This window comes from Microbacterium sp. CCH5-D1 (assembly GCF_001557335.1).
Taxonomy (GTDB): domain Bacteria; phylum Actinomycetota; class Actinomycetes; order Actinomycetales; family Microbacteriaceae; genus Microbacterium; species Microbacterium oxydans.
This window is the reverse complement of sequence record NZ_LSJW01000009.1, coordinates 1-25,751: the sequence shown is the minus strand read 5'-3', so window position 1 is coordinate 25,751 and position 25,751 is coordinate 1. Positions and strand designations below refer to the sequence as shown.

26 protein-coding genes are annotated in these 25,751 nt (G+C 68.6%); 17 read left to right on the top strand and 9 right to left on the bottom strand.

Going from position 1 to position 25,751, the window contains the following annotated elements; translation table 11 throughout:
- Positions 1-63: 63 nt before the first annotated feature.
- From AX744_RS00755 to AX744_RS00745, 3 genes are all read left to right on the top strand, one after another.
- The gene (locus tag AX744_RS00755) at positions 64-447 is read left to right on the top strand and encodes a hypothetical protein (RefSeq protein WP_061015114.1); all 384 of its coding nucleotides are present in this window, start codon (positions 64-66) and stop codon (positions 445-447) included.
- Positions 448-568: 121 nt separating this feature from the next.
- Complete coding sequence (moaA, locus tag AX744_RS00750; RefSeq protein WP_371861872.1) at positions 569-1,654, top strand: GTP 3',8-cyclase MoaA; 1,086 nt, start codon at positions 569-571, stop codon at positions 1,652-1,654.
- A gap of 116 nt (positions 1,655-1,770) precedes the next feature.
- Positions 1,771-2,283 (top strand): PH domain-containing protein, encoded by a 513-nt coding sequence (locus AX744_RS00745; RefSeq protein ID WP_058631996.1) that lies wholly within the window; start codon positions 1,771-1,773, stop codon positions 2,281-2,283.
- Between the two features lie 18 nt (positions 2,284-2,301).
- Here AX744_RS00745 and AX744_RS00740 read toward each other — a convergent pair whose 3' ends face one another.
- The gene (locus tag AX744_RS00740) at positions 2,302-3,516 is read right to left on the bottom strand and encodes an amidohydrolase (protein ID WP_061015113.1); all 1,215 of its coding nucleotides are present in this window, start codon (positions 3,514-3,516) and stop codon (positions 2,302-2,304) included.
- 130 nt (positions 3,517-3,646) lie between these two features.
- A complete protein-coding gene (locus AX744_RS00735) occupies positions 3,647-4,294 on the bottom strand; it encodes a TetR/AcrR family transcriptional regulator (protein ID WP_058631994.1) in 648 nt (215 codons plus the stop codon).
- A gap of 157 nt (positions 4,295-4,451) precedes the next feature.
- Between AX744_RS00735 and AX744_RS00730 the strand changes: the two genes are divergently transcribed.
- The 6 genes from AX744_RS00730 to AX744_RS00705 all read left to right on the top strand — a co-directional run bounded on the left by AX744_RS00730 (position 4,452) and on the right by AX744_RS00705 (position 12,327).
- The gene (locus tag AX744_RS00730; RefSeq protein ID WP_061015112.1) at positions 4,452-6,113 is read left to right on the top strand and encodes an ABC transporter substrate-binding protein; all 1,662 of its coding nucleotides are present in this window, start codon (positions 4,452-4,454) and stop codon (positions 6,111-6,113) included.
- Between the two features lie 105 nt (positions 6,114-6,218).
- Positions 6,219-7,043, top strand: coding sequence for an ABC transporter ATP-binding protein (locus tag AX744_RS00725; protein WP_061015111.1), 825 nt, complete (start codon positions 6,219-6,221; stop codon positions 7,041-7,043).
- On the top strand, positions 7,040-7,846 hold the full coding sequence (locus AX744_RS00720) for an ABC transporter ATP-binding protein (RefSeq protein ID WP_046746802.1): 807 nt from the start codon (positions 7,040-7,042) through the stop codon (positions 7,844-7,846). The genes AX744_RS00725 and AX744_RS00720 overlap by 4 nt, the downstream gene beginning before the upstream one ends.
- Positions 7,843-8,931, top strand: a complete 1,089-nt coding sequence (locus tag AX744_RS00715; RefSeq protein ID WP_046746803.1) for an ABC transporter permease — start codon at positions 7,843-7,845, stop codon at positions 8,929-8,931. The genes AX744_RS00720 and AX744_RS00715 overlap by 4 nt, the downstream gene beginning before the upstream one ends.
- Before the next feature lies 1 nt (position 8,932).
- Positions 8,933-10,081, top strand: coding sequence for an ABC transporter permease (locus tag AX744_RS00710; RefSeq protein ID WP_061015110.1), 1,149 nt, complete (start codon positions 8,933-8,935; stop codon positions 10,079-10,081).
- Positions 10,081-12,327 carry a glycoside hydrolase family 3 N-terminal domain-containing protein gene (locus AX744_RS00705; protein ID WP_061015109.1) on the top strand — a complete coding sequence of 749 codons (2,247 nt, stop codon included), beginning with the start codon at positions 10,081-10,083 and terminating at the stop codon, positions 12,325-12,327. Before AX744_RS00710 ends, AX744_RS00705 begins: the two co-directional genes overlap by 1 nt.
- A 111-nt stretch (positions 12,328-12,438) precedes the next feature.
- On the opposite strand, the gene soxR is transcribed toward AX744_RS00705, so the two are convergent.
- Positions 12,439-12,888: a redox-sensitive transcriptional activator SoxR gene (gene soxR / locus AX744_RS00700; RefSeq protein WP_082108542.1), complete on the bottom strand. Its 450-nt coding sequence runs from the start codon at positions 12,886-12,888 to the stop codon at positions 12,439-12,441.
- A gap of 119 nt (positions 12,889-13,007) precedes the next feature.
- Here soxR and fdxA point away from each other — a divergent pair, with 119 nt between their 5' ends.
- The 4 genes from fdxA to AX744_RS00680 are packed head-to-tail and all read left to right on the top strand — an operon-like array spanning position 13,008 to position 15,877.
- Positions 13,008-13,334: a ferredoxin gene (gene fdxA / locus AX744_RS00695; protein WP_061015108.1), complete on the top strand. Its 327-nt coding sequence runs from the start codon at positions 13,008-13,010 to the stop codon at positions 13,332-13,334.
- Positions 13,331-14,704, top strand: a complete 1,374-nt coding sequence (locus AX744_RS00690) for an FAD-dependent oxidoreductase (protein WP_061015107.1) — start codon at positions 13,331-13,333, stop codon at positions 14,702-14,704. Before fdxA ends, AX744_RS00690 begins: the two co-directional genes overlap by 4 nt.
- Positions 14,701-15,210, top strand: coding sequence for a flavin reductase family protein (locus tag AX744_RS00685; RefSeq protein WP_046746807.1), 510 nt, complete (start codon positions 14,701-14,703; stop codon positions 15,208-15,210). The genes AX744_RS00690 and AX744_RS00685 overlap by 4 nt, the downstream gene beginning before the upstream one ends.
- A gap of 37 nt (positions 15,211-15,247) precedes the next feature.
- On the top strand, positions 15,248-15,877 hold the full coding sequence (locus tag AX744_RS00680; RefSeq protein WP_058631605.1) for a superoxide dismutase: 630 nt from the start codon (positions 15,248-15,250) through the stop codon (positions 15,875-15,877).
- A 24-nt stretch (positions 15,878-15,901) separates the two neighbouring features.
- On the opposite strand, the gene AX744_RS00675 is transcribed toward AX744_RS00680, so the two are convergent.
- A complete protein-coding gene (locus AX744_RS00675; RefSeq protein WP_058631606.1) occupies positions 15,902-16,909 on the bottom strand; it encodes a LacI family DNA-binding transcriptional regulator in 1,008 nt (335 codons plus the stop codon).
- A gap of 81 nt (positions 16,910-16,990) precedes the next feature.
- Positions 16,991-18,661 carry a glycoside hydrolase family 13 protein gene (locus tag AX744_RS00670; RefSeq protein WP_046746812.1) on the bottom strand — a complete coding sequence of 557 codons (1,671 nt, stop codon included), beginning with the start codon at positions 18,659-18,661 and terminating at the stop codon, positions 16,991-16,993.
- Between the two features lie 226 nt (positions 18,662-18,887).
- Between AX744_RS00670 and AX744_RS00665 the strand changes: the two genes are divergently transcribed.
- The gene (locus AX744_RS00665; RefSeq protein WP_046746813.1) at positions 18,888-19,319 is read left to right on the top strand and encodes a DUF1761 domain-containing protein; all 432 of its coding nucleotides are present in this window, start codon (positions 18,888-18,890) and stop codon (positions 19,317-19,319) included.
- Positions 19,320-19,331: 12 nt separating this feature from the next.
- On the opposite strand, the gene AX744_RS00660 is transcribed toward AX744_RS00665, so the two are convergent.
- Complete coding sequence (locus tag AX744_RS00660; RefSeq protein ID WP_061015106.1) at positions 19,332-20,228, bottom strand: SDR family oxidoreductase; 897 nt, start codon at positions 20,226-20,228, stop codon at positions 19,332-19,334.
- Between the two features lie 239 nt (positions 20,229-20,467).
- Between AX744_RS00660 and AX744_RS00655 the strand changes: the two genes are divergently transcribed.
- Complete coding sequence (locus AX744_RS00655; protein WP_061015105.1) at positions 20,468-21,724, top strand: hypothetical protein; 1,257 nt, start codon at positions 20,468-20,470, stop codon at positions 21,722-21,724.
- Between the two features lie 57 nt (positions 21,725-21,781).
- Here the strand turns inward: AX744_RS00655 and purQ are convergent, their stop codons facing one another.
- The 3 genes from purQ to AX744_RS00640 form a co-directional block, all read right to left on the bottom strand.
- Entirely contained in the window at positions 21,782-22,489 is a 708-nt protein-coding gene (gene purQ / locus AX744_RS00650; protein WP_061015104.1) for a phosphoribosylformylglycinamidine synthase subunit PurQ, read from the bottom strand.
- On the bottom strand, positions 22,486-22,734 hold the full coding sequence (purS, locus tag AX744_RS00645) for a phosphoribosylformylglycinamidine synthase subunit PurS (protein ID WP_017831295.1): 249 nt from the start codon (positions 22,732-22,734) through the stop codon (positions 22,486-22,488). The genes purQ and purS overlap by 4 nt, the downstream gene beginning before the upstream one ends.
- 78 nt (positions 22,735-22,812) lie before the next feature.
- Positions 22,813-23,346 carry an adenine phosphoribosyltransferase gene (locus AX744_RS00640; protein ID WP_058631608.1) on the bottom strand — a complete coding sequence of 178 codons (534 nt, stop codon included), beginning with the start codon at positions 23,344-23,346 and terminating at the stop codon, positions 22,813-22,815.
- Positions 23,347-23,580: 234 nt separating this feature from the next.
- On the opposite strand from AX744_RS00640, the gene AX744_RS00635 reads away from it, so the two are divergent.
- On the top strand, positions 23,581-24,891 hold the full coding sequence (locus AX744_RS00635) for an ABC transporter substrate-binding protein (RefSeq protein ID WP_061015103.1): 1,311 nt from the start codon (positions 23,581-23,583) through the stop codon (positions 24,889-24,891).
- A gap of 77 nt (positions 24,892-24,968) precedes the next feature.
- Positions 24,969-25,751, top strand: a 783-nt coding sequence (locus AX744_RS00630; protein WP_061015102.1) for a carbohydrate ABC transporter permease, incomplete at its 3' end; no start/stop codon positions are given.

Genomic DNA, 25,751 nt, shown 5'->3' with positions numbered 1-25,751 from the left:
GTGTGACCCGCCCCGACTCGACGACCAGGAGGCGGGGTCACACAGAGCGGGCCGGTCCGCGACGTGCTGTCGGCACCCGCGTCGGGCTTCGTCGCCTCGATCGCCGGCGTCAATCGCCTGGTCGGCGTCGCGAGTGGGGGCGCGTGGCGGGGTGGTGAGGTGCGGCTGACCAGCGCGGATCCCGCTTCGCGCGCGCTCGCCGAGGACGATGGAACGCCGCTGATCGCCGTGTTCCGCCCCGAGCACGTGCGGTTGGTCGACGGCTCGGACGGCGGTGGATGGATCGCCGAGGTCGACCGGCTCGAACCCACGGTCACCGGCGTCCGGCTGCAGACCGGGTCGTGCGTCGTCGACCTCTCTGTCTCCGATGCCGCCGGACTGCTCGTCGGCGAGACCGTCCAGCTGCGGATCGAGCCCGAGCATGTGCGGTTCGTTCCCCTGCGCTGAGTCGTCGCCCCGGGCGGTCGTGGGCGGAACACTGACAATGTGCCGGTCGTCGCCGCCGAGCCGCCCCCGCGCGCTGCTCCGGGGGTTAGTCTCGGAACATGACGGGGAGCGGGGGAGCACCGTGACGGCCGTGCCGGTGGTCATCGGCATGCGCGCGCCGCGCACCGAGCCCGCATCGCATGCCGCCGGCCTCACAGGAGGTCTCGTCGACACGCATGGCCGTGTGCATCGCGATCTGCGCATCTCCCTCACCGATCGCTGTTCGCTGCGCTGCACGTACTGCATGCCCGAGCAGGGCAACGAGTGGCTCGCCCGCACGAGCATCCTCTCCACCGACGAGATCGTCGAGGTGGCGGAGGTCGCCGCAGCTCTCGGCATCCGCACCTTCCGTCTCACCGGCGGCGAACCGCTGCTGCGCACCGACATCGTCGACGTCGTGCGGCGCATCGCCCGCATCGAGGGGGAGGAGGGCCCTGTCGAGGTGGCGATGACCACCAACGGCATCAGCCTCGCCCAGAAGCTCCCGGCCCTGATCGATGCCGGGCTCACGCGCCTCAACATCAGCATCGACACGGTCGACCGCCAGCGCTTCGCCGACCTCACCCGCCGCGACCGCCTCGACGACGTGTTCGCGGGTATCGAGGCGGCTGCGGCCTCGTCCCTCCGTCCCCTCAAGCTGAACGCGGTCGCCATGCGCGGCGTGAACGACGACGAGCTGGTCGATCTCGTGGAGTTCGCGATGGGCGTGGGCGCTCAGCTCCGATTCATCGAGCAGATGCCGCTGGACGCCGGGCACACCTGGGACCGCGCCTCGATGGTCACGCGCGAGGAGATCCTCGCCTCGCTGGGAGAACGCTGGCACCTCGAGCCGGTCGAGGGCCGCGGTGGCGCTCCCGCCGAGAAGTGGCGGATCGACGGCGGGCCGCACGAGGTCGGCGTGATCGCCTCGGTCACCGCCCCGTTCTGCGGCGCCTGCGATCGTCTGCGGCTGACCGCCGACGGGCAACTGCGCAACTGCCTGTTCTCGCTCGCCGAGTACGACCTGACCGGGCTGCTGCGCGGAGAGTCGGCCTCCGCGCCGGGGCAACGCGCGGATGAGATCGCCGCACTGCTGCGTTCGTGCGTGCATGGCAAGCTGCCGGGGCACGCGATCGACGACCCCTCGTTCCTGCAGCCCGCGCGCGGCATGAACGCGATCGGCGGCTGAGCGAAGAAGAGCGAGCTGACGACGCTCTCTCGATATGTAGGGGTGAACGGATGTGGGAGACGATCCGGCCGGGGACCGACGGGTACCGGTTGACGATCCGGGCGACACGAGTCTCCATGATCCAGCTCGTCGCGATCATCGTCGGCTGCATCATCGTGGGAGGAGGCGGTGCCGCGGCGGCGTTGATCGCCATCTCGCTGGAGACCGACGTCATGTTCGGCCGATCCGGTGTCGTCCTGGTCGCCGGCGGCCTGGGGATCGTCATCGTGCTCGCCCTGCTGTGGATCTTCGCCTGGCGGAGGAAGCGCTACGTCATCGAGTGGGACGACGAGGGGCTACGAATCGTCGGAGCCGGGTCGGAGCGATCGTTCCCCTGGGAGTCGATCTCTCGAGTACTGATCCGCCTCGACACCGACTATGCCCGCGTCGAGGTGAGGGACACGGACGACGGGTCCATGACGCTGTTGGCCGGCTTCGGCTCGCAAGACGTCAAGCGGACCAACGCGATGGACCCGATTCCCGTCGGTGTGACAAACCTCCTGCGACGTCATCTCCTTGTCGAGCAACGGAGCAAGCGAAACGCACTCGGCCTGCACGTCTTCCTGCGGGAGCGGCGAGCAGTCGCGTGAACCAGATCCTTCCGATCCTTAGGCGAGGAACTCCCGGGCCGCGGCCGACAGTGCGGTGACGCCGACCTCGATCGTCGGGTGGATCTCCGGCGCGAAGAACGGCGAGTGATTCGTCGGGATGTCCTCGCCCAGGCGTCCCGCAGCGACGGCCTCGGCGAACCGGGCGGGGTCGATACCGCCCCAGAACCAGAACACGAGGGGTGCTCCGGCATCGCGGGCGAACCATGACACGTCCTCGCTGCCGGTGAACATGCCGGGGTCGATCACGGCCGCCTCGCCCAGGGCGCGCTGCAGCGCCGCGGTGACCCGGGCGGTGGCATCCTCGTCGTTGATCGTGGCGGGCAGCGTGTGGTCGGTGCGGATCTCGGGCTCCCGCTCGGCGCCGGAGGCCGTGGCCTCGGCCCGCACGATGCGCTCGACACTCGCGAGCACCTTGTCGCGCGTCTCCTCGTTCGGGTAGCGCAGGCTGAGCTCGAGCTTCGCCTCGGCGGGGATGATGTTGTTCTTCAGTCCCGCGTGGATCGACCCGACGGTCACGACGGCGACGCCCTGCGGGTCGATCTCGCGTGAGGCGATGGTCTGCAGACGCATCACGGTGGCGGCGGCCATCACGACGGGGTCGATCGTGGCGTGCGGGCGGGAGCCGTGTCCGCCGCGGCCGTGCAGGGTCACGGTGAGTCCGTCGGAGGCGGCCATCTGCGTGCCGCTGCGCACGCCGATCACACCGGCGGGGAGCGGAGTCACATGCTGACCGAGCACCACGTCGGGTTTCGGGTAGCGGTCGAGGATCCCGTCGTCCAGCATCGCGCGCGCTCCGGCGCCGTACTCCTCGGCGGGCTGGATCAGCACGACGAGGGTTCCCGACCAGTCGGACCGCTCGGCGACGAGCTTCTCGACCGCGCCGACCATCGCGGTGACGTGCATGTCGTGGCCGCACGCGTGCATGACGGGAACCGTCGTACCCGCGGGATCCACGCCCTTCGCGGTGCTGGCGTACGACAGGCCGGTCTGCTCCTCGACGGGGAGCGCGTCCATGTCGGCGCGCACCCACACCACCGGACCTTCGCCGTTGCGGAGCACACCGACGATGCCGGTGACGCCGACCCCCTCTTCGACCTCGAGGCCGAGGTCGCGCAGGTGCTGGGCGGCGATGCCGGCGGTGCGCGTCTCCTGGAACGAGAGCTCGGGGTGCTGGTGCAGGTCGATGTAGAGCGCTTCGAGGTCGATCGTCATGGCCCGAGCCTAGCCGGGCAGCCCCGCGTTGCCGAGACCCATGGTCGCCGCCCAGACCCACTGTCACAAGCGTCTGGCTCGATGGGTTTCGGCGCGGCGCATGAGTCTCGGTGCCGCGGGTAGGGGGGGATCAGGCGGGGGATGTGTAGGTCGTGAGGTCTGGGCCGGGGTGCAGCACGGCGTTCACGATCGCCCGGATCGCGAACTCGCTGGTCGCGCCCAGTTCGATCGCCCCGGGGTGCAGGAGCCACTGCAGCTGCAGCCCGTCCATCACCGCGAGGATCGCGGCGGAGGCGGCAGCGACTGAGTCGGGGTCGCGCACGCCCTCCTGGGCGCACAGCTCGTCGAACGCGGCCGTGACCTCGCGGCGCAGTGTCGTGTACCTCTCCTCGAAGAACGGGCGCGAGGGATGCTCGTCGGTGACCGACTCCGCCGAGAGCACCGTGTAGGCCTGCACGATGCCCGGCCGCTTCTCGTTCGTGAAGGCGGTGCGCACGAGGTGCAGGAACAGTTCCGGTCCCCCGGGGATGTGCTTCTGGGCGAGGCCGGCGACATCGTCCCTGTCTCGGTAAGCGAGCACCTCGAGTAGGAGCTTCTGCTTCGAGCCGAAGTGGTGGAGCACGCCGGCGTGCGTGATGCCGACCTGCTCGGCGACGTCCGCCAGGGTCCCGTTGGTCGAGCCCTTGTTGCCGAAGATCTCGATCGCGGCCTTGAGGATCTGCTCGCGTTTCTCGAGCGTCGCCGGGCGCACGCGCACTGTCTGGTCGCTGTCTGCCACCGCGGCCTCCTCTCCATCGTCGGACTGTGCTTGCGGTCAAACTTACTACTCGGTAACCTCACGGAAGCTTACTTTCTCGACAGTAAGCAAATCACGACGGCCGGCGGACCCCCGTTCGCCGGCGACACAGCACAAAGACCCGTGCCTAGGAGAAGCAATGAAGCTCAGAAAGTCTCTGATCGCCGCGACCGCGATCACCGCGCTCGGTGTGTCGGCCCTCGCCGGCTGCTCGGCCGGCGGTGGATCCGGCGACGGCGCCGGATCCGCATCCCTCACCATCGCGAAGCCCGACGGTGCGATCACCACCGAGTCGAACAACCCGTTCGTCGGCGACTCCGCCGCGTCGAAGTACGGCTACGCCAAGGTCGTGTTCGAGACCCTGGCCCTGGTGAACCAGACGGGAGATCGCGGTACCACGCCATGGCTCGCCGAGAGCCTCGAGTGGAACGACGACTACACGCAGCTCACGGTCGTCCCGCGCGCGGACGTCACCTGGAGCGACGGCGAGCCGTTCACGGCCGACGACATCGTCTTCTCGTTCGAGACCGCCTCGATCCCCGCCCTCGACACCGCCGGCCTCAAGTACGAGGGCGCCAAGGTCGACGGCGACAAGGTCGTGCTGAGCTTCGGCGACTCCAAGTACGTCAACCAGGCACGCGTGCTGCACGTGCCGATCGTCCCCAAGCACATCTGGGAGAAGTTCGAGGACCCGGCCACCGACCCCGTCAAGGGCGACGACCTCGTCGGCACCGGCCCCTACGCGATGGCGAACTGGTCGACCGAGTCGGTCACGCTCGACGCGCGCGACGACTACTGGGGCGGCGACCTCGCCGTGCCCGAGCTGCACTACGTCTCGTACGGTGACAACACCGCCCTCACCACGGCCCTCGCGAACGGCGACGCCGACTGGGCGCAGGCGTTCATCCCGCAGATCGAGGAGCAGTTCCTCTCGGCCGACCCCGAGCACAACAAGTTCCTCGCCTCCCCGACCACCGGCTCGGCCACGCTGTTCATGAACCTGCAGCAGAAGCCGTTCGACGACCCCGCCTTCCGTCAGGCGCTCGCCTGGGTGATCGACCGCGACGCCTACGTCGACATCGCGCGCGAGGGTGCCAGCGAGCCGGTCTGGTCCGTGACGGGACTGTCGTCGATCCTCGAAGACGAGATCCAGCCGGAGTTCGAGGGAGTCGACTACAAGGTCGACGCCGAGAAGGCGCGTGACCTGCTGGAGACCGCCGGATACACCTGGAAGGACGACGCCCTGATCGACCCCGACGGCACGCCCGTCTCGTTCACGCTCTCCGTCCCATCCGGCTGGAGCGACTGGAACACGGCGCAGGAGCTCATCGCCGAGGACGTGAAGGACAGCATCGGCGCCGAGGTCAAGATCGACATGCCCGACTGGGGCGGCTGGGCCGATCCCCGCGACAACGGCACGTTCTCTGCGATCATCCACTGGCTGGAGGACAGCGGCACGGCGTACGGCCTCTACACCTCGACCATGGATCCGCGGTGGATCTCCCCCGAGGGCAAGGCCGGCTTCAACTTCGGTCGCTTCGACGACCCGGAGGCGACCGCCGCGCTGAACACCTACGCGAACGCCTCGTCCGACGAGGAGCGCACCACCGCCATCGACACGCTGCAGACGATCTTCTCCGAGCAGGTGCCGGCCATCCCGCTGGGCGCCCACCCGCTGCTGGGTGAGTTCAACACGCGCAACTACGTCGGCTGGCCTTCGGAGGACGACACCTACGCGTCCGCCGACCCGACGCAGCCGAACATCGTGCAGATCCTCACGAAGCTGAAGCCCGCCGAGTAGGACCTCGACAGGCTCAGCCACCCACAGCCGGGACTTCGACAGGCTCAGCCACCCATCTGGGTCCCTGAGCCTGTCGAAGGGCCCGCCCCCACGAAGGACACCCCCATGCCAGACCCCCTGCTCACCGTGCGCGACTTCTCCGTCGTGTACGACGTCGATCCGCCCGTCGAGGCGGTGAAGAACGTGACCCTCGAACTGCAGCGCGGCGAGATCCTGGGCCTCGCCGGGGAGAGCGGATGCGGCAAGACCACGCTCGCCTACGGGGTGCAGCGCCTGCTGCGCGCTCCGGCCGTCATCACCGGCGGCAGCGTGACCTTCCACGACGTGACCGGCATCGACATCGACATCAACGCCCTGGACGTCGACGCGATGCAGCGATTCCGCTGGGACAAGGTGTCGATGGTGTTCCAGGGCGCGATGAACGCCCTAAACCCCGTCGCGACGATCGGCTCGCAGCTGGAGGACGTGTTCGAGATCCACCGCCCCGACATGAACCGCAAGCAGCGGCGTGCCGAGGCCGAGGAACTGCTCGAGATCGTCAAGGTCGGCCGTCAGCGTGTGCGCTCCTTCCCGCACGAGCTCTCCGGCGGCATGCGCCAGCGCGTCATGATCGCCATGGCCCTGGCGCTCCGTCCGCAGCTGATGGTCATGGACGAGCCGACGACCGCGCTCGACGTGCTGGTGCAGCGGGAGATCCTCAAGCAGATCTCTCAGCTGCGGCACGAGTTCGGCTTCTCGGTGATCTTCATCACCCACGACCTTCCGCTTCTGCTGGAGATCAGCGACCGGATCGCGATCATGCGCGAAGGAGAGATCATCGAGCTCGATACGGCAGAGCGCATCTGGACGCAGCCGGAGCACGAGTACACGAAGACCCTGTTGTCGTCGTTCCCCCGGCTCACCGGGGAGAGAGGGGTGCTGGTGCGATGACCACCCTCGAGTTCCGCAATGTCACGAAGGCGTACAACGTCCGAGGCGCCGGGCAGATCAAAGCCCTCGACGACGTGAGCTTCACCCTGACGTCCGGCCAGACGATCGGCCTGGTCGGCCAGTCCGGCAGCGGCAAGTCCACGATCGCGAAGATCCTCACCCAGCTCGAGACCCCGACCAGCGGCGAGGTGCTGCTCGACGGCAAGCCCATCCCGCGCCGCGGCAGGGGCCTGCGGAAGTACCGCCAGCAGTTGCGCATGGTGTTCCAGGACCCGTTCGCCTCGCTCAACCCGTACCACTCGATCCGCTACCACCTGGAGCGTCCGATCCGCCTCGACGACGTGGTGCCGAAGAAGGAGACCGAGAACGAGGTGCGTCGGCTCCTCGACCGGGTGCGCCTCGATGCGGACGCGGTGATCGACCGCCGCCCCCACGAGCTGTCGGGCGGCCAACGGCAGCGCGTTGCCATCGCCCGTGCCCTGGCCTCGCGTCCCTCGCTCCTCGTCGCCGACGAGCCGGTGTCGATGCTCGACGTCTCCATCCGGCTCGGCGTGCTGAACCTGCTCGCCGATCTGCAGCGCGAAGAGGGACTCGGTGTGCTCTACATCACGCACGACCTGGCGACCGCCCGGCACTTCAGCGACGAGATCATGGTCCTCAACCAGGGGCGCGTGGTCGAGTATGGAACCGCCGACGATGTGATCCTCAACCCGCAGGACCCGTACACCCGCGAGCTGCGCGCGGCCTCTCCCGATCCGGAGAAGCACTTCGCTGCAGCGGCATCGAACGGAGGCGCGCTGTGAGCTCCGCTCTCCCCCAGCTCGACGACAACGACCTCGTCGCCCGCGATGCCCTCGAGGTCGGCACCACGGCGACCACGGCAGAGCGCACCAGGCGGCCGGTGCCGTGGCGCTTCTTCGCCGGTCGCGCGGCGTTCTACCTGTTCACACTGTGGGCGGCGATCACGATCAACTTCTTCCTGCCCCGCCTCATGAAGGGCGACGCGGTCAGCTCGTACCTCGCGCGCAACCGCAACGTGAGCCCCGAGGCGGCAGACGCGCTGCGCGTGCTGCTCGGCATCGACACCGACAAGTCCATCTGGCAGCAGTACCTCGAGTACTGGGGGATGCTGCTGCGCGGCGACCTCGGCATCTCGACCCTGCACGGCCTGCGGCCGGTCGCCGAGGTGCTCGCCGCCGCCCTGCCCTGGACGCTCGGGCTGGTCGGCATCGCGACTATCATCTCCTTCGCGATCGGCACGCTGCTCGGAGCCGTCGTCGGATGGAAGCGGGGCAGCAGGCTCGACGCGATCATCCCGGTGACCACGTTCTTCAACACGATCCCGTACTTCTGGCTCGGACTCATCGCGATCGCGATCTTCTCCTCGACCCTGAAGTGGTTCCCGTCATCGCATGCCTACGACAAGGGGCAGTCGCCGGAATGGAGTCTCGACTTCATCGGCCAGGTGATCATGCACGGCACGCTCCCGGCGCTGACCATCGTGGTCGCCTCGCTCGGCGGATGGGTGCTCGGCATGCGCAACATGATGCTGACGGTGCTCGACGACGACTACATCACGGTCGCGCAGGCGAAGGGCATGCCCAACAAGCGGGTGCTCTGGGGCTATGCCGCTCGCAACGCGGTGCTGCCGCAGATCCAGAGCTTCGCGCTGTCGATCGGCTTCATCGTGGGCGGCACGATCGTGATGGAGATGGTGTTCAGCTATCCGGGTGTCGGCAAGCTGCTGCTCGACGCGACCAACGCCAAGGACTTCGCCCTCATGCAGGGCGTGTTCCTCGTGATCACGCTGTCTGTGCTCGTGGCCAACATCCTCGCCGATGTCGTCTACGCCTACCTCGACCCGCGCACGCGCCAGATGGAGTCCTGACATGACCGTTCCCACCACTGCAGCGACCACAGCGCCCGACGGATCGGCCGTTGTCTCCGGCATGCCCGAGACCGCCACGCTGCGCACCCCGTCGACGGGAGCGCCGCCGCGCAAGACGTTCTGGTCGCAGCTCGCGCAGGCGTTCGCGATGTTCCGCAACCCCAAGTCGATCGCCGGGCTCATCATCCTCGGGGTATTCGTGCTCATCGCGATCCTCGCTCCGTGGATCGCCCCGTACGGGCCGACCCAGAAGGACCGCACGGCGCTGCGTCAGCCGCCCTCCTGGGAGCACTGGCTGGGCACGACGCACATGGGCGAAGACGTGCTGAGCCAGATCATCTACGGCACCCGCGGTGTGATCGTCGTCGGATTCCTCGCGGCCTTCATCGCCACGATCATCGCGATCACGATCGGTGTGATCGCCGGCTACGTGCGCGGCTGGAAGAGCGAGTCGTTGTCGGCGCTGACCAACGTGTTCCTGGTGATCCCCGGCATCCCGCTGATCATCATCATCGCCTCGCAGTTCGAGAACCCGCCGCTGATCGTGATCGCCGCGGTGCTGGGGATAACCGGGTGGGCGTGGGGCGCCCGGGTGCTGCGCGCGCAGACCATGTCGTTGCGCAACCGCGACTTCATCCAGGCCGCGCGCGCGAACGGCGAGCCGCTGCGCCGCATCATCACGGTCGAGATGCTCCCGAACCTCATGGCGCTCATCGCCTCGAGCTTCGTCGGGACCGTGACGGCGGCCATCCTCGGTCTCACGACGCTGGCCTTCATCGGGGTGATCCCGGTGAGCAACCTCAACTGGGGGACCATCCTGTTCTGGGCGCAGCAGAACGGTGCGTTCCCGCGACTGTGGTGGTGGTACGTGCCGGCCGGGCTCTGCATCGCGATCATCGGCGTCGCGCTCTCGCTCATCAACTTCGGCATCGACGAGTACGTCAACCCGCGACTGCGCTCGGCGGGCGAGCGGGCCAGGGCGATGAAGAAGAAGGGGCTGAACGTGAACGACGCCGTCACCGCCGTCCGCAGCGTGCCCCTGCCGAAGAAGGCTCCCGATCCCGTAACGTCGGCGACCTCGTCCGACCTCTCCGGGCCCGGCGACGCCTCGACGACCCCGACACCGAACACGAACCAGAACACGAAGTGATGACCTCTCAGACTCTGACCACGCAGCTCCCGTACCAGGACCCCGCTCTCCCGATCCCCGAGCGCGTGGCCGACCTCCTCAGCCGCATGACGCTGGAGGAGAAGGTCGGGCAGATGCTTCAGCTCGACGCTCGCGACGACATCGACGACCACATCGCGCGGCGCCATGCGGGCTCGATCCTGCACACCTCGCCCGAGCGCATCCTGCGAGCGAACGAGCTCACGGCGCAGACCCGGCTCCGCATCCCGCTCCTGGTGGGGGAGGACTGCATCCACGGGCACTCATTCTGGCCGGGGGCGACGATCTACCCGACGCAGCTCGGCATGGCCGCGTCGTGGGACTCCGCGCTCGTCGAACGCGTCGCCCGTGCGACGGCCGAGGAGGTCGCGGTCACCGGCATCCACTGGACGTTCTCGCCCGTGCTGTGCATCGCCCGCGATCTGCGCTGGGGTCGCATCGACGAGACCTTCGGTGAAGACCCGTTCCTGATCGGCGAACTGGCTTCGGCCATGGTGCGCGGCTATCAGGGTGACGGACTCGACGACCCCACGGCCATCCTCGCGACCGCCAAGCACTTCGCCGGGTACTCCGAGACCCAGGGCGGGCGCGACGCGAGCGAGGCCGACATCTCCCGCCGCAAGCTGCGCTCGTGGTTCCTGCCGCCGTTCGAGCGCGTCGCCCGCGAGGGCTGCCGCACGTTCATGCTCGGCTACCAGACCACTGACGGCGTGCCGATCACCACCAACGACTGGCTGCTCAGCGACGTGCTGCGCGGCGAGTGGGGCTACACCGGCACGCTCATCACCGACTGGGACAACGTCGGTCGCATGGTGTGGGAGCAGCGGATCCAGCCCGACATCACGCACGCGGCCGCGGCTGCCGTGCGGGCTGGGAACGACATGATCATGACCACGCCCGGCTTCTTCGAGGGAGCGCTGGATGCCGTGGCGAAGGGCATGCTCGCCGAGGACGCCTTCGACGCCGCCGCCGCCCGCATCCTTACGCTGAAGTTCGAGCTGGGGCTCTTCGAGAACCCGCGCCTTCCTAGCACCGCGCTCGACACCGTGGTGGGCAGCGTGGAGCACGCGGAACTGAACCTCGAGGTCGCCCGCCGCTCGCTCGTGCTGCTCGAGAACGACGGCGTGCTGCCGCTCGACCCCGCGTCCGCGCTGAAGGTCGCGGTCACCGGCCCCCTCGCCGACGACGCGCAGACGCAGCTCGGCGACTGGGCCGGCGGCTCCGGTCAGGCGGGATGGCTCGACGGTCAGCCTCGCGAGATGATCACGACCGTGCTCGACGGCCTGCGGACGATCGACGGCTGGAGCGTCACCCACGCCCGCGGTGCCGACATCCTCACGCTCGAGGAAGATCCGCAGGGTCCGTTCTTCCCCGACAAGCAGCCGCGTCCGCCGGTGGTGAGGGCCTGCGAGCCCGACGCCGCTCTGATCGCGGAGGCCGTCTCGGCCGCATCCGACTCGGACGTCGTCGTGGCGGTCGTGGGCGATCGGATCGAGCTCGTCGGCGAGGGCCGCTCCACTGCGACCCTCGAGCTCATCGGCGGGCAGAACGCCTTGATCGATGCGCTCATCGCGACCGGGAAGCCCGTCGTGATCGTGCTGCTCGCCTCGAAGCCGCTCGTGCTCCCGGCGTCCGCATCGAAGGCGGCAGCGGTGATCTGGGCGGCGAACCCCGGCATGCAGGGTGGGCGCGCGCTGGCTGACATCATCTCCGGGGCAGCAGAGCCGTCTGGGCGCCTGCCGATCTCGTTCGCCCGCCACGTAGGCCAGCAGCCGACGTACTACAACCAGATCCGCGGACAACACGGCGACCGCTACGCGGACCTCACGCAGTCGCCCGCCTGGGCGTTCGGAGAAGGTCTGTCGTACACCACCGTGGAGTACTCCGACCTCGTGCTGGAGGAGACCTCGCTGGCGGAGTCCGACACGATCGTCGGGCACGTCACGGTGTCGAACACGGGGGAACGGCCTGCACGCGAGACGGTGCAGGTCTACGTGCGCGACTCGGTGACGAGCGTGAGCTGGACCGACAAGGAGCTCAAGACCTTCCGTCAGGTCGACGTCGCCCCGGGGGAGTCCGTGCGGGTGCGCCTGGAGCTGCCGGTGTCCGACTGCACGATCGTCGACGCCGCGGGCACGCGTCTGGTCGAGGCCGGCACGTTCGAGCTGCTGGTGGGCCCGAGCTCCCGCGACGAGGTGCTGCTCTCCGCGGACTTCGAGGTGCGCTGAGCCGCTCCCTGTCGAGACCCACTCTCCTCGCCCAGACCCACTCCCGCCGGCGCATGCGGCGATGGGTCTCGGCGGCGGGAGTGGGTCTCGCGGCGTTCGCAGGCGAGTGGGTCAGTCCTGCAGGCGGTGCGGGCCGGCGCCCTGAGTGCCGAGCGCGTCGTCGGGGTTGAGCAGGCCGCAGGCCTTCATCGACAGGCAGCCGCAGCCGATGCATCCGGTGAGTTCGCGTTCGAGCCGTTCGATGCCTTCGCGGCGTTTCTCCAGCTCGCGCTTCCAACGTCGGGAGGCCCGCTGCCAGTCCTCGTGGCTCGGGGTCTCGGTCAGTGGCACGTCGGCGAAGGCCGTCTGCACGTCGGAGAGCGGGATGCCGAGGCGCTTCGCGACCGTGATGAGTGAGACGCGGCGCAGCATGTGCCGTGCATAGCGGCGCTGGTTGCCCGGCGTGCGGGTCGACGCGATGAGGCCGAGGCCCTCGTAGAAGTGCAGCGCGGAAGCGGCGACCCCCGTGCGTCGGGTCATCTCGCCGATCGTGAGCGGTTCGTCGGGTGCATGCGGACTCATCCGGCCGCCTTTCCTTCGATTTGACCTCAAGTGTACTTGAGGTTTTACGGTAGTCATGTGGCCCGGCAAGGGCTGATCGACCCGAACGAGGACAGCGTGACCCGAACGAAGACCCTGCGATGACCTATGTGATCGCCCTGCCGTGCGTCGATGTGAAGGACAAGGCCTGCATCGACGAGTGCCCTGTCGACTGCATCTACGAGGGCGAACGCTCGCTCTACATCCACCCCGACGAGTGTGTGGACTGCGGCGCCTGCGAGCCGGTGTGCCCGGTCGAGGCCATCTTCTACGAAGACGATCTGCCCGATGAGTGGCAGGACTATTACAAGGCCAACGTCGAGTTCTTCGACGAGATCGGGTCTCCCGGCGGTGCCGCGAAGACGGGCACGCTGACGTTCGATCACCCGATCATCGCCGCGCTCGCGCCCCAGGGGGAGCACACATGACCGCCGCCGGATCACCCCCCGTGGAGCCGCGCATCGCCATCGTGGGGGCGGGCCCTGCGGGCATCTACGCCGCTGACATCCTGCTCGACCGTGTCCCCACCGCAGCGATCGACCTGTTCGAGAAGCTCCCGGCGCCGTACGGTCTCGTCCGCTACGGCGTCGCGCCCGACCATCCCCGCATCCGGAAGATCACCGACGCCCTGCACGAGGTGCTCGTGAACCCACGCATCCGGTTGCGGTGCAACGTCGAGATCGCCCGTGACGTCGAGATCGACGAGCTGCGTGCCGCATACGACGGAGTGATCGTGGCGACGGGTGCCGACCTCGACGTCGCGCTCGACATCCCCGGCATAGATCTCCCCGGCTCGTTCGGCGCCGCCGACTTCGTGGCCTGGTACGACGGGCACCCCGATGCACCGCGCACCTGGCCGCTCGCCGCCGAGTCGGTCGCCGTGCTCGGGGCCGGCAACGTGGCGCTGGATGTCACGAGGATCCTGGCCAAGCACGCCTCGGCGCTGACCCACACCGACGCCCCTGATGCCGTGCTCGACCAGCTCGTGGCCAGCCCGTTGCGCGATGTGCACCTCTTCGCTCGGCGAGGACCGGCCGACGTGCGCTTCTCGGCCATGGAGTTGCGCGAGCTCGCCGAGCAGGACGACGTCGATGTGATCGTCGACCCCGAAGAACTCGCTCTCGACGAGCACGCCGAGCGGATGGTCGCGCAGTTCTCGCAGCGGCGCATCATCGTGCGCACCATGACCGAATGGGCCGCCGTCGACCCCGCGACGCGCACGGCCTCGCGCCGCATACACCTGCACCTGCGGCAACGCCCGGTGCGGCTGTTGGGGACCGACTCCGTGACCGGCATCGAGATGGAGCGCACCGCGTCAGACGAGCTCGGTCGCATGGTCGGCACCGGCGAGCTGCTGCACTACGACGTCGGAGCGGTCTACCGTGCCGTGGGATATCGATCGACGCCCGTGCCTGGGATGCCGTTCGACACTACGCTCGGAGTCGTGCCGCACATCGAAGGTCGAGTCGTCGACGCGGAGGGCGTCCCGATCCCCCGGCTGTACGCCACGGGCTGGATCAAGCGCGGGCCGGTCGGACTCATCGGCTCGACCAAGTCGGACGCCGCGCAGACCATCGGCCACGTCGTCGACGACCTCGGATCGGTCGAGCTGGAAGCGCGTGACGACGATCCGATCGCCCACCTGTCGCACGCGGTCGACCTCGATGGCTGGCTGCGGATCGATGCCGCGGAGCGTGGGGCGGGAGCAGCCCGTGGCCGTGAGCGGACGAAGATCGTCGAGCGCGAGGAAATGCTGACGCATGCGAAGCAGGAACAGATGATGGAGGCCGGTCGATGACCGCGACACCCGTGCCCACCCCGATCGGCGAAGGGCTCAAGGCCGCGTTCCGCACGCATCCCGCCGGCGTCGCGATCATCACCGCGAGCACTCCGGACGGGCCGGTCGGCCTCACGGCGTCGAGCGTCGCCTCGGTGGCGGTCGACCCCGCGGCGATCGTGTTCTCCGTGACCAGGGCGACGGGGTCCGCGGGAGCGATCCTCGGAGCGGACACCTTCGTGGTGCATCTGATCGACGACGAGCACTCCGACCTTGCGCAGAGCTTCGCGGTCAGCGGCTCCGAGCGCTTCACCCCCGAGCAGGGGTGGGCGACGCTGCCGACCGGAGAACCGCACCTCCCCGAGGCCAGGGCGGCGCTGCGGTGTCGCACCATCGAGACCGTCGCAGTGGGGTCGTCGACCGTGGTCATCGCCGAGGTCATCGAGGTGCTGCCCGGTCCGTCCGGGCGTCCTCTGGTCTACCTCGACCGCCGATTCCACTCGCTCCCGCACGACCCCGAGCACTGATCCGCACCCACCGATAGCACCATCGAAAGGAAGCACAATGTCCACTCTCTACACGCTCCCCGAGCTCCCGTACGACTACTCCGCGCTCGAGCCGCACATCTCCGGCAAGATCATGGAGCTGCACCACTCCAAGCACCACCAGGCGTACGTGACCGGCGCGAACACCGCGCTCGAGCAGCTCGCCACCGCACGCAGCGCCGGCGACCTCGCGAACGTCAACAAGCTCGAGAAGGACCTCGCGTTCAACCTCGGCGGCCACATCAACCACTCCGTCTTCTGGCAGAACCTCTCGCCCGAGGGCGGCGGCGCTCCGGAGGGCGAGCTCGAGGCCGCGCTCGTCGACGCATTCGGATCGATCGATGCGTTCCGGGCGCACTTCACCGCGACCGCGCTCGGTGTGCAGGGATCGGGCTGGGCCGTGCTCGCCTGGGACAGCGTGGGCGCCCGCCCCGTGATCTTCCAGCTCTTCGACCAGCAGGGGAACGCACCGCTCGGCGTCACCCCGCTGCTGCAGCTCGACGTCTGGGAGCACGCCTACTACCTCGACTACCTCAACGTGCGCGCCGACTACGTCAAGGCGTTCTGGAACCTGGTGAACTGGCCTGACGTGCAGCGCCGCTTCGAGGCTGCTCGCACGGCGACCGAGGGCCTCATCGTCGCGAGCTGATCGGTGACGACGGCTCGCCTCGACCTACAGGAGGCGGGCCGTCGTCCCGCGCACGTTCAGCTCGTACGGAAGTGCAGACGGGATGTGCACGGCATCCGGGGTGGCGAGCTTGGCAAGCACCGCATCCGCTGCCCGCTCGCCCTGCCCGAGCGGGAACTGATCGACCGTGGTCAGGCGGAAGAACTCGCCGAGCTCGTGCCCGTCGATGCCGACGATCGACAACTCCTCCGGCACGTTGAAGCCGAGGTCGCGCGCGGCGAGGATCGCCCCGATCGCCATCTCATCCGACGCCGCGAAGACCGCGGTCGGGCGGGGGCCCGGCCTGCCGAGCAGCTGCTTCGCCGCCCGGTAGCCGCCCTCCACCGTGAAGTCGGCTGGTTCGAGGAAGGCGTGGTTCAGCGGGATCCCTGCCGTGGCGAGTGCCTTCTCGAAGCCCAGACGGCGGTTGGTCGGGATGTGGAAGTCGATGTCGAACTCGGGGTTGGCTCCGATGTGCGCGATGTCGGTGTGGCCGAGGCTGATCAGATGCTCGGTGGCCAACTGCGCGACGGCGACGTCATCGACGGTCATGGTGTCGAGCTTCGGGTTCGGACCGCCGATCGCGATCACGGGGAGTCCGAGGTCGAGCAGGTACTGCGTCTCGTCCTCGTCGAGCTCGATCGACACCGCGATCACGGCGTCCACGCGCTGCCGTCGCAGGAAGGTGTCGAACACGTGTCGGCGCACGTCCTTGTCGGCGGTGATGTTGTACAGCGTGATGTCGTAGCCCTCGCGCATCAGCGCGGCCGAGACGCCGGAGAGCACCGTGCTGAAGAACCACCGGTCGAGGAACGGGACGATGACCCCGACGTTGCGGGTGCGACCCGATGCCAGGCTCGACGCACGGGACGACACCACGTAGCCGAGAGTCTGCGCTGCGGCCTGCACCCTCTCCTTCGCGGATTCGGACACGTGGCCGCGACCGCTCAGTGCGCGCGAGACGGTCGCGGTGGAGACTCCGGCGAGCCGGGCGACCTCATCGATGCTGGCCATGGTTCCTCTGTCGAAAAGCTCCGGTCGCGGTGTGTGTCGCTTCACGCGGGCGTGGGCGACGACAACCGCGACCGGAGGGTGTCAGGCGTGGGTCGCGGTGGTGTACCAGACGGCCGTGTCGACCGGGATCGCGGCTCCTTCGAAGGGCTGGCTCTGCAGCAACACCAAGGCGTCGGCCGGCAGCTCGACGGGGGCGGTACCGAGGTTCGCGACCACGTGCACGTCACCACGACGGAACGCGACCGCCTCGGGACCGGCGTCCTCCCACACCAGAGAGCCGCTGCCGAAGCCGTGCTCACGCCGTCCGGCCAGCAGGCGCTTGTACAGCGCGAGCGTCGACGCCGGGTCGACCTCTTCCACGTCGCGCGCGTAGGTCGCCCAGTCGGCGGGCTGGGGAAGCCACGACAGTCCGGTGTCGTTGAAGCCGAAGGCCGGAGCCTCTGCGTTCCAGGGCAGCGGCACGCGGCATCCGTCACGTCCGTAGCGTGCGCCGTTCGTGCGGAACCACGTCGGGTCCTGACGGTACTCGTCCGGGATCTCCATCGCCTCGGGCAGCCCGAGCTCTTCGCCCTGGTAGAGGTAGGAGGAACCGGGCAGAGCCAGCATCAGGGTCGTCGCAGCGCGAGCGCGAGCCAGTCCGGTCGCGGTGTCCGGCTTGTCAGGGGTGTTCGGTCCGATGCCCTCGCCCTGGGGGTTGTCGGAGGTGAGTGCGAGGCGCGTCGCGTGGCGCACCACATCGTGGTTCGACAGCACCCACGTGCTCGGGGCGCCGACCTCACCGAACGCGTCCAGCGACTCGCGGATCACGTCGCCGAGCTTCTTCGCGTCCCACTCCGTCATCAGGTACGGGAAGTTGAAGGTCTGGTGCATCTCGTCCGGGCGCACCCAGAGCGCGGTCTGCTTGAGGGTGGGCATCCAGGCCTCGCCGCACAGGGCGCGGTCGCCGTCGTACTCGGCGAGCACCTTGTGCCAGTCGCGGTAGATCTCGTGCACGCCGTCCTGGCCCCAGTACGGCACGTTCGACTCGCCGCCGCCCATGGAGTCCGCGTCGGTCGGGGGCGTGTAGTCGGGCAGGCCCTCGGTCTTGATCATGCCGTGGGCCACGTCCACACGGAAGCCGTCGACACCGCGGTCGAGCCAGAAGCGCAGGATCGAGCGGAACTCCTCCTGCACCTCCTCGTTGTTCCAGTCGAAGTCGGGCTGCGTCGCGTCGAAGATGTGCAGGTACCACTGGCCGGGGGTTCCGTCGGCCTCGGTCACGCGCTGCCACATGCCGCCGCCGAACACCGACTCCCAGTTGTTCGGCGGGAGCTCGCCGTTCTCGCCCTTGCCGTCGCGGAAGATGTAGCGCGCGCGCTCGGGGCTGCCAGGTGCGGCCTTCAGTGCCTCCTGGAACCAGGGGTGCTGGTCGGACGAGTGGTTGGGGACGAGGTCGACGATCACGCGGATGCCGCGGGCGTGCGCAGCCTCGAGCATGTCGTCGAAGTCGCCCAGCGTGCCGAACAGCGGGTCGACGTCGCGGTAGTCGGCCACGTCGTAGCCGGCGTCGCGCTGCGGGCTCGTCATGAAAGGACTGAGCCAGATCGCGTCGACGCCGAGCTCCTGCAGGGCATCGAGCCGGCTCGTGATGCCCGGCAGGTCGCCGATGCCGTCACCCGAGGCGTCCGCGAAGGAGCGGGGGTAGATCTGGTAGATGACGGCGCTGCGCCACCACTCGGAACCGGGGGCTGCGATCTGCTCAAGCTGTGCCATGGGAACAGGCTAGTGCAAACGCTTACATTCATGCCAGGGCGGGGATCGAATCGGTTCGGCGTGCCCGACTTCCCCGGACCGCCCTGGCCGTTTGCATGACCGTTCCCCGCGTGCATGAGCGTCCCGGCTGTCCGAGTCATGCATCCGTCACAGGATCATGCAGGTGCCACCCGCACTTCCGCCCGCCCCGGGAGTATGGTGAGGCATCCGACGAGTGGAGGCTGTCATGGTTCCCGAGATCAACTACTGGGCGGTCCTGCTGGCCACCGCATCGAGCATGGTCGTCGGCTCGATCTGGTACGCGCCGAAGGTGTTCGGCACACGCTGGTCGAAGCTCGCGAACGTCGACATGGACCGGCCTGCCGCGACGGCGGTGTGGCCCATCGTCACCACCGTCATCGTGAGCTTCATCACGGCCTGGGTCCTCGCCGGTGCCTCGTCGATCGCCTGGCACTTCTACGGCGGATCCTTCTTCTGGGGAACGATCGTCACCGCGGTCACGCTGTGGGCCGGGTTCACGGCCGCACGCTTCATCACCCATGACGCTTTCGAGGGGCGATCGACCCGACTCACCACGCTCAACATCGCGCATGAGCTGGTCACGGTCGTGGTCATGGCACTGCTCATCGGCGTGTGGCCGCCGGCCCTCGCCTCCTGATCGCCCTGAGCGTCACGGGGTCGGCATGCCGCCGTTCACGTTCAAGGTCTCCCCGGCCACGTAGCTCGACTCCGCCGAGGCGAGGAACACGTATGCGGGAGCGAGCTCGGCCGGCTGTCCCATGCGCCCGAGGGGTGTGTCCTTCCCGAACTCGGGGAGCTTGTCCTGCGGCTGTCCGTCGCTGGGCTGCAGGGGCGTCCAGATCGGCCCCGGTGCTACGGCGTTCACGCGGATGCCCTTCGGCGCGAGCTGTTCCGCGAGGCCCTTGGAGAAGGCGTTGATCGTGGCCTTCGTCGAGGCGTAGTCCACCAGGATGCCGGAGGGCGAGTAGGCCTGGATCGACGTGGTGTTGATGATCGTCGAGCCCGCGGGGAGATGAGGCAGGGCCGCCTTGGTGATCCAGAACATCGCGTAGACGTTGGTCTTGAAGGTGTCGTCGAACTGCTCGTCCGTGATGTCGGTCAGCGACTCCTGATACACCTGCTTGCCGCCGTTGTTGACGACGACGTCGAGGCCGCCCAGCTTCTCGACCGCCTCGGCGACGAGGGCACGGCAGTACTCCGGGTCGCGCAGGTCGCCGGGGATGGTGGCGACCGTCGCGCCGGCCTCCCGCAGGATCTCGGCGATCCGGCTCGCGTCCTCTTCCTCCTGCGGCAGGTACGAGATCGCGACATCGGCGCCCTCACGGGCGAACGCGATCGCGGTGGCAGCGCCGATGCCGGAGTCGCCGCCCGTGATCAGGGCCTTGCGTCCGGTCAGGCGCCCGGTGCCGCGGTAGGACTCCTCGCCCAGGTCGGCGCGCGGGGTGAGATCCGCGTCGAGTCCCGGCTCCGGCATGTGCTGCTTCCGCGGTTCGATGTCGGAGTAGAGCGCGGACGGGTCGGTGAAGGTGTACTGGTCGCGGGACATGGGCGATCCTTTCGAGGCTGTTCGGGGCGGGGTGACCATGCTGAGCGCCGAGCCTGGATCGCGCAAACGCCTTGCACGGGGATGACCCGTGCGCTACGAGAGGCGGGCATCGTCATCCCGTGGCGAAGTATGGCCGAAAGACACTTCACCGATCGACCGCTGTCATGACAGGCTTCGCATCGTCCCCCGTGTCACCCGTGCGTCCCGCCCGCGGGGGCTGTCGCCTTCGAGAGGTCACGATGTCCGGTTCTGCCCGCCGATCCGCCCCCTGGGTGACCGTCGCCGCGCTCGTCGTCGGCGCCGTGCTCGTGGGTGCTGCGCCTGCGGTGTCGGATGCCTTCGCGGCGCGAGCCGACACCCCGGCGGACCCGGTCGCGGACCCGGCAGCCTCGGTCGCGCTGGCGTACGAGTTCCTGGACGCGCGCACCGACGAGTTCTGCGACGGGGATGGCCGCTGTCTGCCGCGAAGCTACGAGGGTGGCTTCTTCACGACTCCGACCTGGGATTTCACGCCCTCCTTCGTCTACGACGACGCCCTCGTGATCATCGCCTACACCGCCCGCGGCCTTCCGGACGACCTCCGGCGCGCACGGGCGATCGGCGACGCCCTCCTCTTCGTGCAGGAGAACGATCCGATCGGCGACGGGCGCACCAGAGCGTCGTACGAGCCGCACGGCATCCGTCAGGGGCGGGTGGAGATCACGGGAGCCGGCGCCTTCACCGGAAACCAGGCCTGGGTCGGGCTGGCCCTCGCCCGTCTCGCACACGCGACAGGGGACTCCCGATATCTCGACGGCGCGGTTCGGATCGGTGAATGGATCCAGGACCACACGGCGGACATGACCAGGGCGCCCTACGGCTACACCGGCGGTCAGCTCGAAGACGGCACTTCGCTGACGTGGAAGTCCACCGAGCACAACAGCGACATCGCCGGCTTCTTCACCCAGCTCGGCCAGCTCACCGGCGCCCGGGTCTGGACTGATCGGGCGGCGGTCGCCGCGGACTTCGTCGCCGCCATGCAGAGCGCAGACGGCCACGTGAACACCGGCACGGGCCTGGACGGCTCGACGATCAACACCCGTCCGATCCCGCTGGACGCCCAGACCTGGAGCTCCCTCGCCACGGGCGACCCACGCTACGGTGCGGCGCTCGACTGGACGCTCGCCAACCTGCTGGCAACGGATGGTCCGTACACGGGGCCGTCGATCAGTGAGGTCGATACGTCCAAGGCGTGGTTCGAGGGCAGTGGGCACCTCGCGCTCGCACTCACGCTGCGTGACGGCGACGGCGACCGTGCTGAGACGCTTCTGAGCAGTATCCGGCTTGCGCAGCGCGATGCACCGAACGGCGATGGCAAGGGGATCGTCGCCACGTCGAGCGACGGCCTCGACTCCGGTTTCGGTGACCTGTACTACGCCAGCCTGCACACCGGCTCGACCGCCTGGTACCTGCTCGCAGCGGTCGGCGACAACCCGTTCGCCCTTCCGGTCGACTGAACAGACCGACCTGAACCGGTCGGCGGCGTCGAGCCGGTCCGATTCGCGGTACGGAGGCTAGGCGGCGACGCGGGCGACCGCGGCGATCGCGCTCGTGAAGAAGTCGACACCGTCGACTCCGCTGCGCATCGCGGCCGCGGTGTCGGGACCGAAGCCGGCCTCGGTGGCGTGCTCGGGGTGCGGCATCAGGCCGACGACGTTGCCCGCTTCGTTGGTGAGGCCGGCGATGTCGCGCAGTGATCCGTTCGGGTTGACCCCGGCGTAGCGGAACGCCACCAGACCATCGCCCTCGATGCGATCGAGCGTCTGCTCGTCGGCGATGTAGCCGCCGTCGGCGTTCTTCAGCGGGATCACGATCTCCTGCCCGGTGCGGAACGCATTGGTCCACGCGGTGTCGGAGTTCTCGACCGTGAGCTTCTGGTCGCGCCGCACGAAGTGCTGGTGGTTGTTGCGGATCAGGCCGCCCGGCAGCAGGTGCGCCTCGACCAGCATCTGGAAGCCGTTGCAGATGCCGAGCACGGGCATGCCCTTGGCCGCAGCATCCTTGACCTCGCTCATGATCGGCGAGAGCGCGGCGATCGCGCCGGCGCGGAGGTAGTCGCCGTAGCTGAAACCACCCGGCAGGACGAGCGCGTCGACGCCTTCGAGGTCATGCGATCCGTGCCACAGGGCGACGGGCTCGGCGCCGGCGATGCGGACGGCGCGCTGTGCGTCGCGGTCGTCGAGCGAGCCCGGGAAGGTGATGACGCCGATGCGGACGGTCACTCCGCGACCTCGATGCCGACGACGTCCTCGATCACGGAGTTGGAGAGCACCTCGTCGGCGATGCGCTTGGCCTCAGCGAGAACCTCGTCGGTGACCTCGCCCTCGACGGTGAGCTCGAAACGCTTGCCGATGCGGACGTCGGTGAAGCCCTCGACGCCGAGACGGGCGAAGGCGCCGGAGACGGCTTTGCCCTGCGGGTCGAGCAGTTCGGGCTTGGGCATGACGTCGACGACGATGGTGGGCATGACGGCTCCAAGAGTCGCGGGCGGAGGGGCGCACCCAGTCTACTGCCCTCGCCGCATCCGCTCGGCGCCGTGGAGGAGTCAGGCGGAGTGGAAGACGGTGTGGAGGTCGCCGACCGCTTCGCGGCCGCCGAGGCCGTCGATCTCGAACAGCACGGAGATGCCGATCACGTGGCTGCCGAGGCGCTCGACCAGTTCGCGACCGGCGGCGAGAGTTCCTCCGGTCGCGAGCACATCGTCGATCAGCAGCACCCGCGAGCCGGCGGGCAGGTCGTCGTGCATCTCGATCGTGGCGGTGCCGTACTCGAGCGCATAGTCGACGGACGCCGCGGGCCTGGGCAGCTTGCCGGCCTTGCGGATCGGGATCAGGCCGACGCCTGCGGCGATGGCGGCGGCGCTGGCGAGGATGAAGCCGCGCGCCTCGATGCCCGCGATCACGTCGAACTGTCCGGCGAAGGGCTCGATGATCGCCTCCGTCGTCACGCGGAGGGCCTCGGCATCGGCGAGAAGAGGCGTGATGTCGCGGAAGATGATGCCCGGCTGAGGGTAGTCCGGCACGTTGCGGATCAGGGCTTCGGCACGGACGAGGGCGGGGGAGAGGGTGGCGTCGGGCACTGCCCAAGGGTACCGCCGGTGCGCGACTCCTCAGAAACACCGGCCCCGCTCCCCGCGAGGGGCCCGAGGCGGTGCCAGGAGCGAATTCTTGAGGAGCTGTGCACGGCCCCGGGCCCGCACCGGCGCGGCTTGACACGCGTGGGAGCGCTCCCATAGAGTGACTGCTCAACGCGTGGGAGCGCTCCCACGCGTCCCGAAGCACCACACCGCACGACCACCACAAAGGAGTGAACTGTGAACACACGTGCCCGCCACCGGATCCTCGCGATCGCCGCCGTGGCCTCCGCATCCGCCCTCGCCCTCGCCGGCTGCTCCGGCGACAACGGCGGCAGCGGTGACGCGAACGGCGACGAAGAGGTCACACTGACCGTGACCACGTTCGGAACCTTCGGCTACGAAGACCTCTACAAGGAGTACGAGAAGGCGCACCCGAATGTGAAGATCGAGGCGACGAACATCGACACCGGCGGCAACGCCCGCACCGATGCCTTCACCAAGATCGCTGCCGGCTCCGGTCTCAGCGACGTCGTCGCGATCGAAGAGGGCTGGCTCGGCGCGATCATGGACGTCTCGGACACCTTCGTCGACCTGCGTGACTACGGCATCGAAGACCGCAAGGACGATTGGGTCGACTGGAAGTACGGCCAGGCCACCGACGCCGAGGGCCGCGTGATCGGCTACGGCACCGACATCGGCCCGAGCGGCATCTGCTACAACGGCGCCGCGTTCGAGGCCGCCGGCCTCCCGAGCGACCGCGAGTCGGTGGCCGAGCTGCTGAACGGCGACTGGGCGAACTACTTCAAGGTCGGAGCCGACTACACCGCGAAGACCGGCAAGGCCTGGTACGACCACTCCGGCTTCGTCTGGAACGCCATGGTGAACCAGCTCGACGAGGGCTACTACACGAGCGACGGCAAGCTGAACGTCGAGGACAACGCCGAGCTCAAAGAGCGCTTCGAGCAGCTCGGGGCCGCGACCGAGGGCGGCCAGTCGGCCGCGCAGACGGCCTGGGACTGGAACGGCGGCAAGTCGTTCGTCGACGGCACCTTCGCCACCTTCGTCTGCCCGGGCTGGATGCTCGGTGTGGTGCAGGGTCAGGTCGAGGCCGGCGGCGGTGACGCATCGACCGGATGGGACTTCGCCGACGTGTTCCCCGGAGGTGCGGCCAACTGGGGCGGCGCGTTCCTGTCGATCCCGGAGTCGTCGCAGCACAAGGAGGCGGCGGCCGAGCTGGCCGACTGGCTGACCCAGCCCGAGCAGCAGGTGAAGCAGTCCGCTGCGGCGGGCAACTTCCCCTCGACGATCAAGGCGCAGGAGACTCTCGCGGCCGACGCGACGCCGAACGCGTTCTTCAACGACGCTCCCACCGGCGCGATCCTCGCCGAGCGTGCCAAGGGAGTCGTCGCGCAGTTCAAGGGCGCCGACGACTCGGTCATCCAGGAGAACGTCTTCGGGCCGGCGCTCAGCAGCCTCGACCGCGGTGACACCGACACCCAGGGCGCCTGGGACCAGGCCATTGGCCTGCTGAACGACCTCGTCGGCTGATCATCTCCGCTCCGACAGGCTCAGCGACCCCGCAGATCGGGGGGCTGAGCCTGTCGGAGCCCCGGCAAAGGACCCTCATGACTCTCACCGCACCGCCGGCGCAGCAGCAGCGCACCGCATCCGCGACCTCGGACGCCCCGGCGAAACGCTCCTGGCGCCACCGCCTCTCCCGGTTCGACCAGAACGCCTCGCCGTACTTCTACATCTCGCCGTTCTTCCTGCTGTTCGGGCTGGTCGGCCTGTTCCCGCTGCTCTACACGGTCTGGGTGGCCGTGCACGAGTGGGACCTGCTCAAGGGCGAGGGGGAGTTCGTCGGCGTCGGCAACTTCGCCAAGATCCTCGGCGATGCCATGTTCTGGAACTCGATCGGCAACACCCTGAGCATCTTCCTGCTCTCCGCGATCCCCCAGCTCGCGGTCGCGCTGGTGATCGCCTACCTCCTCGACCGCGGGCTGCGCGCCCCGACGTTCTGGCGCATGAGCGTGCTCATCCCGTTCGTGGTCACCCCTGTCGCGGTCGCCATCATCTTCTCGAGCATCTTCAACGAGGCCGACGGCCTGGCGAACAACCTGCTCAACCTCATCGGCATCGCAGACCAGGAGTGGAAGCACAACACCGCCCTGTCGCACATCGCGATCGCCGTGATGGTGAACTTCCGCTGGACGGGCTACAACGCCCTCATCCTGCTCGCCGCGATGCAGGCCGTGCCGCGCGACCTGTACGAGTCCGCCGCCCTCGACGGGGCCGGTGCCGCTCGCCGCTTCTTCTCCATCACGATTCCCACGATCCGTCCCACCCTGATCTTCGTGATCATCACCGCGACGATCGGCGGCTTGCAGATCTTCGCAGAGCCGCGTCTG

What these genes read in the sequence shown, in the direction of transcription:
- AX744_RS00745 (WP_058631996.1), top strand. Translation starts at nt 1,771, where the DNA reads ATGATCCAGCTCGTCGCGATCATCGTCGGCTGCATCATCGTGGGAGGA.
- AX744_RS00740 (WP_061015113.1), bottom strand. Translation starts at nt 3,516, where the DNA reads ATGACGATCGACCTCGAAGCGCTCTACATCGACCTGCACCAGCACCCC.
- AX744_RS00730 (WP_061015112.1), top strand. Translation starts at nt 4,452, where the DNA reads ATGAAGCTCAGAAAGTCTCTGATCGCCGCGACCGCGATCACCGCGCTC.
- AX744_RS00725 (WP_061015111.1), top strand. Translation starts at nt 6,219, where the DNA reads ATGCCAGACCCCCTGCTCACCGTGCGCGACTTCTCCGTCGTGTACGAC.
- AX744_RS00720 (WP_046746802.1), top strand. Translation starts at nt 7,040, where the DNA reads ATGACCACCCTCGAGTTCCGCAATGTCACGAAGGCGTACAACGTCCGA.
- AX744_RS00710 (WP_061015110.1), top strand. Translation starts at nt 8,933, where the DNA reads ATGACCGTTCCCACCACTGCAGCGACCACAGCGCCCGACGGATCGGCC.
- AX744_RS00705 (WP_061015109.1), top strand. Translation starts at nt 10,081, where the DNA reads ATGACCTCTCAGACTCTGACCACGCAGCTCCCGTACCAGGACCCCGCT.
- soxR (WP_082108542.1), bottom strand. Translation starts at nt 12,888, where the DNA reads ATGAGTCCGCATGCACCCGACGAACCGCTCACGATCGGCGAGATGACC.
- fdxA (WP_061015108.1), top strand. Translation starts at nt 13,008, where the DNA reads ATGACCTATGTGATCGCCCTGCCGTGCGTCGATGTGAAGGACAAGGCC.
- AX744_RS00690 (WP_061015107.1), top strand. Translation starts at nt 13,331, where the DNA reads ATGACCGCCGCCGGATCACCCCCCGTGGAGCCGCGCATCGCCATCGTG.
- AX744_RS00685 (WP_046746807.1), top strand. Translation starts at nt 14,701, where the DNA reads ATGACCGCGACACCCGTGCCCACCCCGATCGGCGAAGGGCTCAAGGCC.
- AX744_RS00680 (WP_058631605.1), top strand. Translation starts at nt 15,248, where the DNA reads ATGTCCACTCTCTACACGCTCCCCGAGCTCCCGTACGACTACTCCGCG.
- AX744_RS00675 (WP_058631606.1), bottom strand. Translation starts at nt 16,909, where the DNA reads ATGGCCAGCATCGATGAGGTCGCCCGGCTCGCCGGAGTCTCCACCGCG.
- AX744_RS00670 (WP_046746812.1), bottom strand. Translation starts at nt 18,661, where the DNA reads ATGGCACAGCTTGAGCAGATCGCAGCCCCCGGTTCCGAGTGGTGGCGC.
- AX744_RS00665 (WP_046746813.1), top strand. Translation starts at nt 18,888, where the DNA reads ATGGTTCCCGAGATCAACTACTGGGCGGTCCTGCTGGCCACCGCATCG.
- AX744_RS00660 (WP_061015106.1), bottom strand. Translation starts at nt 20,228, where the DNA reads ATGTCCCGCGACCAGTACACCTTCACCGACCCGTCCGCGCTCTACTCC.
- AX744_RS00655 (WP_061015105.1), top strand. Translation starts at nt 20,468, where the DNA reads ATGTCCGGTTCTGCCCGCCGATCCGCCCCCTGGGTGACCGTCGCCGCG.
- purS (WP_017831295.1), bottom strand. Translation starts at nt 22,734, where the DNA reads ATGCCCACCATCGTCGTCGACGTCATGCCCAAGCCCGAACTGCTCGAC.